This is a genomic window from Microbacterium sp. NPDC055442, assembly GCF_053644215.1.
Window position 1 is genome coordinate 57,434 of record NZ_JBSHLF010000002.1, and the last position, 14,423, is coordinate 71,856.

The 14,423-nt window shown below is 69.3% G+C and carries 13 protein-coding genes; 9 read left to right on the forward strand and 4 right to left on the reverse strand.

The features are described 5' to 3' along the window. Positions 1–100 precede the first annotated feature (100 nt). A complete protein-coding gene (locus ACWIBS_RS04750) occupies positions 101–1,927 on the reverse strand; it encodes an AMP-dependent synthetase/ligase (RefSeq protein ID WP_376126166.1) in 1,827 nt (608 codons plus the stop codon). Positions 1,928–2,031: 104 nt separating this feature from the next. Here ACWIBS_RS04750 and ACWIBS_RS04755 point away from each other — a divergent pair, with 104 nt between their 5' ends. Genes ACWIBS_RS04755 through ACWIBS_RS04765 form a run of 3 tightly spaced genes read left to right on the forward strand, consistent with a single transcriptional unit; the run spans position 2,032 to position 5,055 of the window. Beyond that, complete coding sequence (locus ACWIBS_RS04755; protein ID WP_376126169.1) at positions 2,032–2,976, forward strand: ROK family glucokinase; 945 nt, start codon at positions 2,032–2,034, stop codon at positions 2,974–2,976. Between the two features lie 4 nt (positions 2,977–2,980). After that, a complete protein-coding gene (locus tag ACWIBS_RS04760) occupies positions 2,981–3,667 on the forward strand; it encodes a lysophospholipid acyltransferase family protein (RefSeq protein ID WP_376126171.1) in 687 nt (228 codons plus the stop codon). 50 nt (positions 3,668–3,717) lie between these two features. Further along, positions 3,718–5,055 (forward strand): class II 3-deoxy-7-phosphoheptulonate synthase, encoded by a 1,338-nt coding sequence (locus ACWIBS_RS04765; RefSeq protein WP_376126173.1) that lies wholly within the window; start codon positions 3,718–3,720, stop codon positions 5,053–5,055. A gap of 86 nt (positions 5,056–5,141) precedes the next feature. Here the strand turns inward: ACWIBS_RS04765 and pknB are convergent, their stop codons facing one another. Further along, complete coding sequence (gene pknB, locus ACWIBS_RS04770) at positions 5,142–7,085, reverse strand: Stk1 family PASTA domain-containing Ser/Thr kinase (RefSeq protein ID WP_376126176.1); 1,944 nt, start codon at positions 7,083–7,085, stop codon at positions 5,142–5,144. Between the two features lie 67 nt (positions 7,086–7,152). Further along, on the reverse strand, positions 7,153–8,313 hold the full coding sequence (locus ACWIBS_RS04775; protein ID WP_376126179.1) for a muramidase family protein: 1,161 nt from the start codon (positions 8,311–8,313) through the stop codon (positions 7,153–7,155). Positions 8,314–8,455: 142 nt separating this feature from the next. Between ACWIBS_RS04775 and ACWIBS_RS04780 the strand changes: the two genes are divergently transcribed. Continuing rightward, positions 8,456–8,806, forward strand: a complete 351-nt coding sequence (locus tag ACWIBS_RS04780) for an Rv2175c family DNA-binding protein (protein ID WP_376126182.1) — start codon at positions 8,456–8,458, stop codon at positions 8,804–8,806. A gap of 6 nt (positions 8,807–8,812) precedes the next feature. Here the strand turns inward: ACWIBS_RS04780 and ACWIBS_RS04785 are convergent, their stop codons facing one another. Beyond that, positions 8,813–9,910 carry a polyprenyl synthetase family protein gene (locus tag ACWIBS_RS04785; protein WP_376126184.1) on the reverse strand — a complete coding sequence of 366 codons (1,098 nt, stop codon included), beginning with the start codon at positions 9,908–9,910 and terminating at the stop codon, positions 8,813–8,815. 64 nt (positions 9,911–9,974) lie between these two features. Here ACWIBS_RS04785 and ACWIBS_RS04790 point away from each other — a divergent pair, with 64 nt between their 5' ends. The 5 genes from ACWIBS_RS04790 to ACWIBS_RS04810 all read left to right on the forward strand — a co-directional run bounded on the left by ACWIBS_RS04790 (position 9,975) and on the right by ACWIBS_RS04810 (position 14,412). After that, positions 9,975–10,346 (forward strand): DUF3040 domain-containing protein, encoded by a 372-nt coding sequence (locus ACWIBS_RS04790; protein WP_376126187.1) that lies wholly within the window; start codon positions 9,975–9,977, stop codon positions 10,344–10,346. Positions 10,347–10,545: 199 nt separating this feature from the next. Then, entirely contained in the window at positions 10,546–10,977 is a 432-nt protein-coding gene (gene mraZ, locus ACWIBS_RS04795) for a division/cell wall cluster transcriptional repressor MraZ (RefSeq protein WP_376126190.1), read from the forward strand. Between the two features lie 108 nt (positions 10,978–11,085). Continuing rightward, entirely contained in the window at positions 11,086–12,039 is a 954-nt protein-coding gene (gene rsmH, locus ACWIBS_RS04800) for a 16S rRNA (cytosine(1402)-N(4))-methyltransferase RsmH (RefSeq protein ID WP_376126193.1), read from the forward strand. Further along, positions 12,036–12,620, forward strand: a complete 585-nt coding sequence (locus tag ACWIBS_RS04805) for a hypothetical protein (RefSeq protein ID WP_376126195.1) — start codon at positions 12,036–12,038, stop codon at positions 12,618–12,620. The genes rsmH and ACWIBS_RS04805 overlap by 4 nt, the downstream gene beginning before the upstream one ends. A 4-nt stretch (positions 12,621–12,624) precedes the next feature. Continuing rightward, entirely contained in the window at positions 12,625–14,412 is a 1,788-nt protein-coding gene (locus ACWIBS_RS04810; RefSeq protein WP_376126198.1) for a peptidoglycan D,D-transpeptidase FtsI family protein, read from the forward strand. Positions 14,413–14,423: the final 11 nt, after the last annotated feature.

Here is a 14,423-nt window from a genome sequence, read left to right on the forward strand (position 1 = left end):
GGGCGCTACTGGACCACCGGGTGGGCGGTGCGGCGCTACTCGATGACCGGGGAGCGCGCGCTGAGGACCGGGTGAGCCGCGGCGCACCCGGTCCTGCGCGTCAGCCCAGCGAAACGTTCGTCGTGTTGACGGGAACGTCGTAGATCTTGTCGATCTCGGCGGCGAAGTCATCGAGGATGACGTTGCGCTTGATGCTCATCTTGGGAGTGAGGTGACCGCTCGCCTCGGTCCACTCCGTCGCGAGGATCGTGAACTTGCGGATCGATTCGGCACGCGACACCGACGCGTTGGCCTCGTCGATCGCACGCTGCACTTCGGCGCGGACGGCGGGATGCGCGGCGGCATCCGCGAGGGACATGTCACCCGGCAGGTTGTTGTTCGCAAGCCAGGTCGGCAGCATCTCGGAGTCGAGCGTGATGAGCGCCGCGATGAAGGGCTTCTGGTCGCCGAGAGCGACGACCTGCCCGACGATCGGGTTCGCCCGGATCGGGTCTTCCAGCGCAGCGGGGGCGACGTTCTTGCCACCGGCCGTGACGAGGATCTCCTTCTTGCGGCCCGTGATCGTGAGGAAGCCCTCGTCGTCGAACGAACCGATGTCGCCGGTCTTGAACCAGTCGCCGTCGAACGACTCGGCCGTCGCCTCGGGGTTGCGCCAGTACTCCTTGAAGACGTTGATGCCACGCACCTCGACTTCACCGTCTTCCCCGAGCCGGACGCCGATCCCGGGAAGCACGGGGCCGACGGTGCCGATCTTCGACTTGTTCGCGAGGTTGACCGTCGCGGGCGCCGTCGTCTCGGTCAGGCCGTAGCCCTCGAGGATCGTGACGCCGAGGCTGTGGAAGAAGTGACCCAGGCGCGGCCCGAGCGGAGCCGATCCCGAGACGGCGTACTCGACGCGCCCACCCATCGCGGTGCGCAGCTTGCTGTAGACGAGCTTGTCGAACAGTGCGAACTTGATCTTGAGGCCGAGCGGCACCTTCTTGCCGTCCTGCAGGAGCGTGGAGTGCTCGACGGCGGCGTGGGCGGCGGCGCGGAAGATCTTGCCCTTGCCTCCCGCTTCGGCCTTCTGCTCGGCGGAGTTGTACACCTTCTCGAACACGCGCGGGACGGCGAGGAGGAAGGTCGGCTGGAAGGAGCCGAGCGCCGGCAGGAGCTGCTTCGTGTCGGGCTGGTGGCCGGTCTTCACACCGGCGTGGATGTCCAGGATCGAGATGAAGCGTGCGAACACGTGCGCCGTCGTGATGAACAGCAGCGTCGAGGCGCCCGGCGTCTCGACGACCTCGTGCAGCGCCTTGGCGGAGTTGCGCGAGAGCTCGACGAAGTTGCTGTGCGTCAGCACGCACCCCTTGGGACGTCCGGTCGAGCCGGACGTGTAGATGAGCGTCGCGATGTCCGACCCGTTCGCGAGGTTGCGACGGCGTTCGATCTCGTCATCGGTGACGGATGCACCATCGGCGACGAGCTTGTCGAGGTCGCCCTTGTGCATGGCCCAGACCGATCGCACGAGCGGGACGTCGGCGCGCACCTCGTCGAGTCGTGCGCTGTGGTCCGGGGACTCCACGATGCAGGCGACGGCGCCCGAGTCCGAGAGGTTCCACGCGATCTGCGCGGGCGAACTCGTCTCGTAGATCGGCACCATGACGGCACCCGCGAAGAAGAGGGCCATGTCGACGAGGGTCCACTCGTACGTCGTGCGAGCGACGAATCCGATCTTGTCGCCGGGCTCGATGCCCCCCGCGACGAAGCCCTTCGCGAGTGCGATGACCTGGGCATGGAACTCGGCTGCCGTGATGTCACGCCAGCCCTCACCGTCGGGAACGGCGAACAGCGGCCGGTTCGGGGTGAGCTTGACGCGTTCGACGAGCAGGTCGCTGACGTTTGCCTGCGGGTCTGCGGGGACGATTGCGGGAACTTCGAATTGGACCACGGCAACTCCTTCGGTACCGGTGCGGAACGACATCGGCTTCGGGTGGGATCGAGTCTAGACTTCTTGTCGCCGTCGCACACGCACGGCGGGATGAGGGACACCACGTGCTCACAGTCGGGATCGACATCGGCGGGACGAAGATCGCCGGTGGCGTCGTCGACGACGAGGGGCGCATCATCGATTCCGTCCGCGTGGACACACCCGTCGACACCGATGCACTCGCCCGAGCCGTCATCGACATGGCGAATCACTTCATCGCGTCCCACGATGTGGCGGCCGTCGGCGTGGCGGCAGCGGGATTCATCGACCGCGAGCGGGCGACCGTCATCCACGCGCCGAACATCGCGTGGCGCGACGAACCGCTCAAGGCGACCTTGGAGAGCGGCATCCCTCGTCCCGTCACGATCGAGAACGATGCGAACGCGGCGGGGTGGGCGGAGTTCCGCTTCGGCGCGGGCCGCGGCGTCGACCACATGGTGATGCTGACGATGGGAACCGGCGTCGGTGGAGCCGTCGTGCTCGGCGACGAGCTCTTCCGCGGGGGCCACGGCATCGGCGGAGAGCTCGGCCACATCCGCTTCATGCGTGACGGCCGCCTGTGCGGCTGCGGTCAGCGGGGGTGCCTCGAGCAGTACGCGTCGGGCCGCGCGCTGCAGCGTGAGGCGAATGAGATCGCGGATGCCGGTGGCATCGGCGCCGCCCTCGCGGCGGTCCGCGACGAGCGCGGCGAGATCCCCGGACCGGCCGTCTCGCGTCTCGTACTCGCGGGCGACCCGGGTGCACTCGAGGCGCTGCGACGTGTCGCGACGGCACTCGGTGAAGCGTGCGGCGGATTCCAGGCCGTACTCGATCCCGAGCTCTTCGTCATCGGCGGGGGAGTCGCCGAGCTCGGCGAGCACCTTCTCGAACTCGTCCGCCCCGCCTACGAGAGTTCCGTGCCCGCGGTCGGCGAGCGCCCCGTCGCGGATTTCGCGATCGCGCGGCTGGGAAACGATGCGGGAGTCATCGGTGTCGCCGACCTCGCCGCGCGTGCCCGGAAGGAGGGGTAGCCGGGTGTTCTACTGGCTCATGAAGTACGTCGCGATCGGGCCGATCGTCAAGGCGATCTTCCGCCCCTGGATCGTCGGGCGACGCAACGTCCCGTCGCAGGGCGCTGCGATCCTCGCCAGCAACCACCTGTCGTTCGTCGACTCCGTCTTCCTTCCCCTCATGATCGACCGGCCCGTGTCGTTCCTCGCGAAGAGCGACTACTTCACCGGCAAGGGCCTGAAGGGGTGGGCCACGCGCATGTTCTTCAAGGCGACCGGCCAGCTGCCGATCGACAGGTCGGGCGGCAAGGCCTCGGAGGCGTCCCTCAACACCGGTCTTCAGGTGCTCGGCCGCGGCGACCTGCTCGGCATCTACCCCGAGGGCACGCGCAGCCCCGACGGCAAGCTCTACCGCGGCCGCACGGGCATCGCCCGGATGGCGCTCGAGGCGCACGTGCCCGTCGTGCCCGTCGTCATGGTCGACACCGACACGATGATGCCGATCGGCACCCGCGTACCGCGCGTCGCGCGCGTGGGCATCGTCATCGGCGAGCCGCTGGACTTCTCGCGTTTCGCCGGCATGGAGAGCGACCGCTACATCCTGCGTTCGATCACCGACGAGATCATGGTGGCGCTGCAGCGCCTGGGGGAGCAGGAGTACGATGACGTGTACGCCTCGACCGTCAAGGACCGGCTCAAGAGCCGTTCCTGACGGCTCGTCACCTGGCTCTCGCGTCGGTCGTGCGCGGATAGACTCGGGGGATGCTTCAGCACCTCGACGCGCTCGATCACTGGCGGACTCTGCCCATCAAGCAGCAGCCCACCTGGTATGACGCCGACGCTGTCGCGGCCGTGTCCGCCGAGCTCTCGACCTTGCCGCCGCTCGTGTTCGCCGGCGAGGTCGACAATCTGCGCGACCGGCTCGCCCGCGCAGCATCCGGAAAGGCGTTCCTGCTGCAGGGCGGGGACTGCGCCGAGACGTTCGCAGGAGCGACCGCCGACCAGATCCGCAACCGCATCAAGACGGTGCTGCAGATGGCCGTCGTGCTCACGTACGGCGCGTCGATGCCGGTCGTGAAGATGGGACGCATGGCGGGCCAGTTCGCCAAGCCCCGCTCGAGCGACACCGAGACGCGCGGCGACGTGACGCTTCCGGCGTACCGCGGCGACATCGTCAACGGCTTCGACTTCACCGAAGGGTCGCGCCGGGCCGACCCGGAGCGTCTGATGAAGGGCTACCACACGGCCGCTTCGACGCTGAACCTCATCCGCGCGTTCACGCAGGGTGGCTTCGCCGATCTGCGTGAAGTGCACTCGTGGAACAAGGGGTTCGCGAAGAACCCCGCAAACCAGCGCTACGAGCGCCTCGCGAACGAGATCGACCGCGCCATCAACTTCATGGAGGCCGCGGGAGCCGACTTCGACGAGCTGCGTCGCGTCGAGTTCTTCACGGGCCACGAGGGTCTGCTGATGGATTACGAACGACCCCTCACGCGCATCGACTCGCGCACGGACACGCCCTACAACACGTCGGCGCACTTCCTGTGGATCGGCGAGCGCACGCGCGACCTCGACGGTGCGCACGTCGACTACTTCTCGCGCATCCGCAATCCCATCGGCGTCAAGCTCGGGCCGACCACGACGCCCGAGACGGCGCTCGCCCTCATCGACAAGCTCGACCCCGAGCGCGAGCCGGGTCGTCTGACCTTCATCACGAGGATGGGCGCAGGAAAGATCCGCGACGCGCTGCCGCCGCTGCTCGAGGCCGTGAAGGACTCGGGAGCGACGCCGCTGTGGGTGACCGACCCGATGCACGGCAATGGCATCACGACGCCGACCGGCTACAAGACCCGCCGCTTCGACGATGTCGTCGACGAGGTGCGCGGGTTCTTCGAGGCCCACCGTGCCGTGGGAACCTTCCCCGGCGGCATCCACGTCGAGCTGACCGGCGACGACGTCACGGAGTGCCTCGGCGGCTCCGAGATGATCGACGAGGCGACGCTGGCGACGCGCTACGAGTCGCTCTGCGATCCGCGCCTCAACCACATGCAGTCCCTCGAGCTGGCCTTCCTCGTCGCCGAAGAGCTCGAGAAGCGCTGACCCCCTGACCGCGAGACTGCAACGGCACGCCGAGACAGCGGGGTAACCCCGCAGTCTCGGCCGCCCGTTGCAGTCTCGCGGAAAAGTCAGCCGGTGACGGTGATCTGGATGGTGACGGCGGTGCCGCGCTCGCGCAGCTCACCCCCGGCGGGATCCTGGGACGTCACTTCGGTCAGGGCATCGGGCCAGACGTTCCACAGAGCCGAGTAGTTCACCTCGAAGCCCGCATCGCGCAGGGTCTGCGCCGCCGCGTCACGCGTTGCGCCGATGACGCCGGGCACTTCGAACAGCGGCGGTCCCGTCGAGACGACCAGCGAGATGCGGTCGCCCGGCTGCCACCATCCCTCGCCCTCGCGTTCGCTCGTGCGGATGACATCGCCGCGCGGAATCTCTTCGCTGGACTCTTCGGCGACGGCTTCGTCGACCGCGAGACCGGCATCGGTGAGGATGCTGCGTGCTCGGTCCGCCGACTCGCCGACGACGTTCGGCAGGGGTCCGAGCGAGACCCACAGCGTCGCGGCATCGCCCTCGTGCACGGTGCATCCGTCGCCGCACGGGATGCCGTCTCCGCCGCCGGCGGGCTGGACCATGACGCCCACGACGGTGCCGGCCGCGGCGTCGGTGAAGAACTCGGTGTTCTCTTCGCCGGGCTCGATATACAGACTCGACAGCGTCTCGCGGGCATCGACCTCGGTCGAGCCGATGAGAGCGGGGACCGTCGCCTGAGCGGGACCGAGCGAGATGTACACGGCGACCTCGGCATCACGGTCGACGCGCTGCCCGGCCTCGGGGTCGGTGCGGATGACCTGACCTGCGGGCACGTCGCGGCTCGCCTCGCCGCGTTCGACCGCGATCAGTCGATGCTCGGCGAGCTGTGCCTGCGCATCGGCGAAGGTCCCTGACACGGCCGGCACCGCGACCAGCGAGCCCGGACCCGAGCCGAACCACCAGCCCGTGCCGCCGGTGAGGGCGGCCAGCAGCACGACGAGAACCGCGATCCATACGCCGCGCGTCGTACGACGCCGCGCGGCGCGGCGCAACCGGCTGCCGTGGTCGGTGTCTTCCACCGACGCCGTCTGCAGAGCACCCGTCGTCGGCAGCACCTGGGTCAGCTCGCCCGACGCGAGGCCCTCGTCGCGCACGATGCCGACGGCGGCGGTGGCCCGCGCGACCTGCGGCGAGATGCCGAGCTCGCGCTCGATCTCGCGCAGCCGATCGAGCATCTCGCTCGCGTCGACGGGACGATCGTCGGGCTCGCGCGCCGTCGCCCACAGCACGAGCTCGTCGAGCGGTTCGGGGACGCCGGGGTTCTTCACGCTCGGCCGGGGGACGGAGTCCGTCGCGTGCTGGTACGCGATCTGCATCGGCTGCTCGCCCTTGTACGGCTGCTCGCCCGTGAGCAGTTCGTAGAGCACGATGCCGAGGGCGTAGATGTCGCTGCGGGCGTCGGCCGTGCCGCGCGTGACGAGCTCCGGTGCCAGGTACGCGATCGTGCCGAGCAGCTGCGCGCCACTCGCGGTGTTCGCCGTCGTCGCGCGGGCCAGGCCGAAGTCGCCGATCTTGACCCGCCCGTCCTCGGCGAGCAGGACGTTCTCGGGCTTGACGTCGCGGTGCACGATGCCGGCGCGGTGGGCGGCAGCCAGGCCCGACAGCACGGCATCCATGATCGTGATCGCCTGGGGCACCGTGAGCCGCCGCTGCTCGCGGATGAGCTCGCGCAGCGTGATGCCGGGCAGGTATTCCATGACGAGATACGCCATGTCGCCGTCCTGGCCCTGATCGAAGACGTTCACGACGTGCGGGTCGGCGAGCCGCGCGGCGGCGCGAGCCTCTTGGATGAACCGGCTCTGGAACACGGTGTCGTCGCTGAGGTGCCCGTGCATGATCTTGAGGGCGATGCGCCGCTCGAGCCGCAGATCGGTCGCGACGTACACGGTCGCCATACCGCCGCGAGCGATGCGGGCACGCACCCGGTACCGGCCGTCGACGAGACGCCCGATCAACGGGTCCGTCTGCTGGCTCGTGCTCACGCGCAAAGTCTACGGAGCGCGGAGCGCGTCCCCGGGCAGCGGCGCACCTCTGACCCGGTGTCGCAGGTCACCCGAGGGCTGCCAGCCACGCGTACGCGGGCTGCTCCCAGAGCGCGTAACGATCCGGGAACGCCGAGATCTGCACCGCCTGGGCGGCATCGGCGAACGTCATGTCCTGCCATCCGGGGATGTCGAGGAGCCCCCGCGTCGCGGATCCGTTCGGGTCGTGCGCCCCACCGTAGAACACCCGCGCCGCACGATGCGGGTCGCGGATCTGCTCGGCCGTGCCCCATCCCATGCTCGGTCGCTGCTGGAACAGACCGAGCGAATCCCGGTCGCCCCAGTCGAGGTTGCGGATCCATGACTCGACCATCGCCGTGCCGAGCGCGATCGCGATGCCGCGATCGGGTACGCCCAGCTCACGCCCGACCTGGACGATGATGCGGGCGTTCGCCGTCTGCTCGGCGTCGAGTCCCGCCACGACCGCCGAGACGGATGCCGCCAGCACGGGCGCGCCGGGAAGTGCGAGCTGCTGACCCGGATAGATGATCGCGGACCGGTCGAGCCCGTTGGCATCGAGCATGCCCTGCACCGAGACGCCATGGTGCGCGGCGATGCTCGTGATGGTGTCGCCGCCGATCACCGTGTGGCTTCCCGCGGGAGCGGGAGCGGGAGCCGGTGCCGGGGTCGGGGCCGGCGCGGCCGGGGCCGGCGCTGCGCCCGGGAGACTGAGCTTCTGGCCGGGGTAGATGATCGACGACCAGTCGAGTCTGTTGGCGGTGAGCATGGCCTGCGTCGTGACCGCGTGCCGGGCGGCGATGCCGACGATCGTGTCGCCCGCCTGCACGACGTACGTGCCGTGGGGAGTGGTGGGCGCGGGGGCGGCCCCGCCGCTGAGGCGCAGCACCTGACCGGGCTGGATGACCGAGTTCCAGGTCAGTCCGTTCAACGCCAGCACGTCGTCGGTGCGCAGGCCGTGGCGCGAGGCGATGCCGCTCACGGTGTCGCCCGCCGTCACGGTGTGGGTCGGCGGTGCGACGGCAGCGGAGCGCGCGGCCGGCAGCGCGGACGCCGGGAGCGTGCGCGTCGACGGAGAAGAAGAGTGCTCGGACGAGCGTTCGACGGCGGCCGCCGGGGTCGAGGACAGGATCACGGCGAGGGATCCCGCCACGGCGACGGGCACGACGAGCGGTCGCGGATCACGGAGGGGTTTGACGGCGGTGTCCACAGGTTTCGGGTCCCTTCATCGACGCCAAAACGCTGTCACGGATGTAATCGGCTGTCAACTGGTGTCATCTCGAGGGGCTGATGTGCCTGCTGTGATTCAAGTGGTGTCGACCGTGATCGTGCAGAGGTGCGATCATGGGGGCGTGAACGCTGACACCGCGCCGCGCATCCCGACCGACTGGCTCTCACTGCCCGACCTCGTCGAGGTGATCGGCGAACCGCTCGGACGTGTGCGGCGCCTCCTCGAAGACTTCCACCTGATCGGGTCGCGTCGCGAGGGCGGCCTCAAGGTTCCGTCGGTGTTCCTCATCGACGGCCAGCCGGTGCCGTCGCTGCGCGGCACGGTCTTCGTGCTGCACGACGCCGGCTTCGACGACGACGAGATGATCGACTGGCTCCTGACCTACGAGGATTCCATCGGGCTCGCGCCCATCGAAGCGCTGCGCGCCGGCCGCAAGGGCGACGTCCGGCGTGTGGCCCTTACGCTGGCGTAGCGCGGATCAGGTCGTGCGCACGGCCGCCGCGTGGGCGAGGTCGCGCAGCGACGAGACCGCGGCGTTGTCGAGGCGCGCGCCGGAGAGGGCCCGTCGCGCCTGGCCGACGTAGTCCGCGATGAGCGCCTCGAGGCGGTCGAGTGCTCCCGTCTCGCGGATCGTGCGCTGCAGCGATGCGATCTGATCCGCGTCGAGCGTCGGGTCGCCGAGCAGTTCGTCCATGATGCGCCGAGCCGTCGGCGAAAGGGCTTCGCGGGCGAAGGCGATCAGGACGGTCCGCTTGCCCTCGCGCAGATCGTCGCCCGAGGGCTTGCCGGTCTCGGCTTCGTCTCCGAACACGCCGAGCACGTCGTCGCGCAGCTGGAACGCCATGCCGGCGGGATGACCGAAGGCGACGAGCGCCGCGAGCTGATCGGCGTCTGCGCCCGCGAGTGCCGCGCCGATCGCGAGCGGCTGCTGGATCGAGTAGCGGGCCGATTTGAAGGATGCCACGCGCAGAGCTCGCTCGGCGTGCTGATCGTCGGGCTCGACGACGAAGGCGGACTCTTCGGCGATGTCGAGGAACTGGCCGATCGTCACTTCGCGGCGCATCGTGGCGTACTCGCGGCGGGCGGCGCGTGCGCGCTCCGGGGCCGAGAGCTCATCGAGTCCTTCTTCGAACAGGTCGTCGCTCCACGCCACGAGCAGGTCGCCGAGCAGGATCGCCCCCGACCGCCCGAAGCTCGCGGCATCTCCCGCCCATGCCGCCGCGCGGTGCAGCTCCTCGAGCGCGCGGTGCGCCGCGGGGCGCCCACGCCGAGTGTCCGAGTTGTCGATGATGTCGTCGTGCACGAGTGCCGCAGCGTGGAACAGCTCGAGCGATGCGGCTGCCGAAGCGACGGCATCCGGGATCGGAGTCCCCGGCCTGCGGGCATCCTCCACAGCCCTCCACCCCGCGATGCAGAACCGGCCGCGCAGGCGCTTTCCACCGCTCGCAGCCGCGCGGGCCGCCTCGACGAAGAGGCCCGCCTCATCGCCGAGAGGGGCGGAAGCGGCGCGTTGTGCCGCCAAGAACGTGTCGAGTCGCTGGGAAACCGCCTCGATCGGCTCGGAGGTGTGTTGCACGGGCCTAGCCTAGTGATTGACGCGACGCGTAGAATCATCGAAGACCAGCAGCCAAGGGGGATGCATGCCACTCTCCGAACAGGAGCAGCGCCTGCTCGACGAGATGGAACGCCATCTCATGCACAACGACGCCGACGTCGTGAGCGCATCGAGCGATGGACGCACGCTCAGTTACCGCAACATCGTCTACGGGACGATCCTCGTCCTGCTGGGGCTCGGCGGCCTGCTCGTCGGCGTCGCCGTCCCCTCGCTCCTCGTCGTCGGCATCATCGGGTTCGTCGTGATGCTCGGCGGCGTGATCCTCGCCGTGACGCCGACTCGCGGACTCGGCAAGCCGACGCCCGAGCGGGCGTCCCGTCCGTCGCCGCAGGCAGCCGGCGGGTCGTTCATGGACCGCATGAGCGACCGCTGGGACAAGAGGCAGGGCGAGCGCTGATCCGCTCCACCTGAGCGCGGGCTTCCGCGCCACCGACGAAAGCACCGACCTTCGGGTCGGTGCTTTTTTCGTGCGCTTTCGTGCGCGGAATGGGGTTCGGGGGAGTCCTCGACGTGAAAACGATGGTGAAGTGGAGTGAAGTGGAGTAAAGTGGTGGATACTCCAGCGGGGGCCGGACAGACAGGGGAGGAGTGGACCGATGCTTCTCGGCACGCACACTCCCAAGCTCGACGACAAAGGCCGCGTCATCCTTCCGGCGAAGTTTCGCGACGACCTCGGCTCGGGCGTCGTCGTGACCCGCGGGCAAGACCGCTGCCTCTACGTCTTCAGCACGCAGGAGTTCGAACGCGTCCACGAGCGCATCCGCGAAGCGCCGCTGGCCAACAAGCAGGCCCGTGACTTCCTGCGCATGTTCCTCTCCGGCGCGAGCGCCGAGAAGCCCGACAGCCAGAACCGCATCACGATCCCGCCGCCGCTGCGCGCCTACGCGGGCCTCGAGAAGGAACTCGTCGTCACCGGCGTCGGCGCGCACGCCGAGATCTGGAACGCCGACGCCTGGAACACCTACGCCGAAGCCAACGAAGAGAACTACGCCGAACTCGAGCAGGAGGTGATTCCGGGCCTGTTCTAGCCGGCCCCTGTGTCCTGACTCCCAGCCGCTCACACCCTGGCGCACTTCCCCGGTGCCAGGTCGGAGCGGATGGGGATCAGGACACAGGAACCGCAGGGCCCCGACAGCATGAGCCTCCGCGACATCCACACCCCGGTCCTCCTCGAGCGCTGCGTCGAGCTGCTCGCCCCCGCCCTCGACCGTGACGGCGCCGTCTTCGTCGACGCGACGCTGGGCATGGGCGGTCACTCGGAGGCGTTCCTCGAGCGCTTTCCGGGGCTGCGGCTCGTCGGCCTCGACCGCGACACCGACGCGCTGCGCATCGCGGGGGAGCGGCTCGCCCGCTTCGGCGATCGGGTGACGCTCGTGCACACCGTCTACGACGGGATAGCGGATGCTGTCGCCTCGGCCGGATACGCCGCGGCCGACGGCATCCTGTTCGACCTCGGCGTCTCGTCGCTCCAGCTCGACGTCGCCGACCGCGGCTTCGCGTACGCGCAGGACGCGCCCCTGGACATGCGGATGGACCAGACCGGCGGCACGACGGCGGCCGACGTCCTCGCGACCTACGGCGAGGGAGACCTGCGACGCATCTTCGAGCGCTACGGCGAGGAGAAGCTCGCGGGTCGGTACGCGCGCGCCATCATCGCGGCGCGCGCCGAGGCGCCGCTCGACCGGTCGGGGCGTCTCGTCCAGATCCTGCAGGACGCCACCCCCGCGGCACTCAAACAGGGCGGCCACCCCGCCAAGCGCGTCTTCCAGGCGCTGCGCATCGAGGTCAATCGCGAACTGTCCGTGCTCGAGCGCGCCATCCCGGCGGCGCTGGACACGCTGCCCGTCGGCGGGCGCATCGTCGTGATGGCCTACCAGTCCCTCGAGGACCGCCTCGTCAAGCGCGAGTTCGCCGACGCGTCGACGTCGAAGACGCCCCCGGGGCTTCCGGTCGAGCTGCCCGAGCACGCGGCGCGCTTCCGGCTGCTCGTGAAGGGAGCCGAACTGGCCTCCGACGAAGAACGTGCGCGCAACCCGCGCGCGACCCCCGTGCGTCTGCGCGCGGCCGAGCGAGTGAGGGAGGCCGCATGAGTCTCGACTCCACGGCGTGGTCCCTTCCGACCGTCGCGCCGATCCGGGATCCGCGGCGCGGCCTTCGCGTCGTCGAACAGGCGGCGCCCCGGCGCCGGCCCCGTCTGGTCTACGGCGTCGTGGCGGTGCTGGGCGCCTTCCTGATCGGCGCGGCGCAGATGGGCCTGTCGATCCTCACGACGCAGACCTCGTACGAGATCTCGACGCTCACGCGCGAGCAGCGCGACCTGACCTGGGAACGCCAGATCCTCGCCGACGATCTCGCCGGACTCAGCTCGCCGCAGTACCTCGCCGCGAACGCCGCTGCTCTCGGCATGGTCATCGACGAGTCGCCCAGCTATCTGCGACTGAGCGACGGCGCCGTTCTCGGCACGGGCCAGGCGGCGTCCTGGATCTCGTCGGTCGATGCGTTCAACCGCGGCTCCGTCGCGAACTCGCTCATCACCTCGACGCCGCTCATCACGGCGCCCGATGCCACGATCGCCCAGGTCCCGGTCGAGACCCCCGCGGATCTCACGGGCGGAGTCTCCAACACACCGCCGCCGATCACCGACGGACTGCCCACCCCGAGCACACACTGAGCACATGACCACGAAGAGCACGCGCGGCACGCGCCGCCGCACCGTCGTGGCCCTCGCGGTCGTCCTCGCCGTCCTCGGCGGCTTCCTCGTGCGGCTCGTCGACATCCAGGTGGTCAGCGCCGACGAGCACATCGCGGACTCGATGGACAAGGCGTTCCGCGCATCGCAGGCGCTGTACGGCACCCGGGGCGCGATCGTCGACGAGACCGGGCAGCCGCTCGCCGGCAGCATCGTCGAATACGACTGTCAGCTCGATCCGCTGCTCATCACGCAGATCGACGCGAAGGTCGCCGAGGGCGAATCGACCGCGAAGCCCTGGTCGAAGGTGTCGCACGAGATCGCGCGCATCATCGACAAGGACCTCGACGAGGTGCAGAGCATCGTCGGCGACGCACTCGCCATCGACGAGAACTCGCGCTACGCGCAGCTGGCCAAGGGGCTGTCGACTCAGCAGTACCGGGCACTGGCCGACACCGGCGTGCCGTATCTCGCGTGCGGGCCGCATCCTGCCCGCGCGTATCCCGACGGCGCTGTCGGCGGCAACCTGGTGGGCTTCATGACGTCCGACGGAGAGCCGATCGAGGGGCTCGAGCTCTCGCAGAACCAGTGCCTCGCGGCGACCGACGGGTCGCTGACGTATCAGCAGGGCAAGGACGGCGTGACGATCCCCGGCACGGCGCGCGAGGTCGCCGCCGTCGACGGCGGCACGCTGCAGCTCACGATCAACCGCGACCTCAACTGGTATCTGCAGCAACTCATCGCCGAGCAGGTGCAGAACATGGAGGCCCAGAGCGGCGCGATCCTCGTCGTCGAGACGAAGACGGGAAAGATCCGCGCGGCGGCCGAATACCCCACGGTCGATCCCAACGAGCCGACGGCGGCCGAAGAAGACGACCGTGCGAGCCGGATCTTCCGCGGCACGTTCGAGCCGGGCTCGACCTTCAAGGCGCTCACGGCGGCGACGGTGGTGGATGCCGGCGGTCAGACCACGACCTCCACGGTCATCGCATCCGGGCGCGAGACCTTCGCCAACGGCGCGCGCGTCAACGATGCGTTCAACCACCCCGCCTACACCTACACGCTCGCGGGCGTCCTGATGGATTCGTCGAACGCCGGGATCGCCCGCTTCAGCGAGACCGTCGACGCGCAGACCCGGCACGACTACTTCGAGAGGTTCGGGATCGGCCAGGGCACCGACGTCGGCTATCAGAAGGAAGAGCGCGGCACGCTGCATCCCGCGGAATCGTGGGACAACCAGACGGTCTACAACACGTCGTTCGGTCAGGGGCTCACGACGACGATGCCCGAGCTCGCCGGCGCGTACGCCGCGATCGCGAACGACGGTCTGCGCATGCCCCTCTCGCTCATCGAATCGTGCACGACGACGGACGGCACCGTCATCGAGCCCGATGCGCCCGAGCCCACGCGCGTCGTGAGTGCCGAGGCGGCGTCGGCGACGCGCGACATGCTCGAGAACGTCATCGCGCAGAGCAGCATGTCCAGGCAGCTGAGCGTGCCCGGCTACCGCGTCGGCGGCAAGACCGGCACCGGCGAGAAGCACGACAGCGAGACGGGCGGCTACAAGGCCGGGGCCTACTACACGACCCTCATCGGCATGGCGCCCATCGAGGACCCCGAGTACGTCGTCGTCGTCACGATGGACGAGCCGACGAAGGTAAAGTCGTCTGCGGCCAACGCGACGGCGTTCCAGAAGGCCATGACGCAGGTGCTCAAGACCTACCGCGTCATGCCGTCCACGACGACGCCGACGCTGCTGCCGAAGTTCGGCTGAGCAGTGCTGAT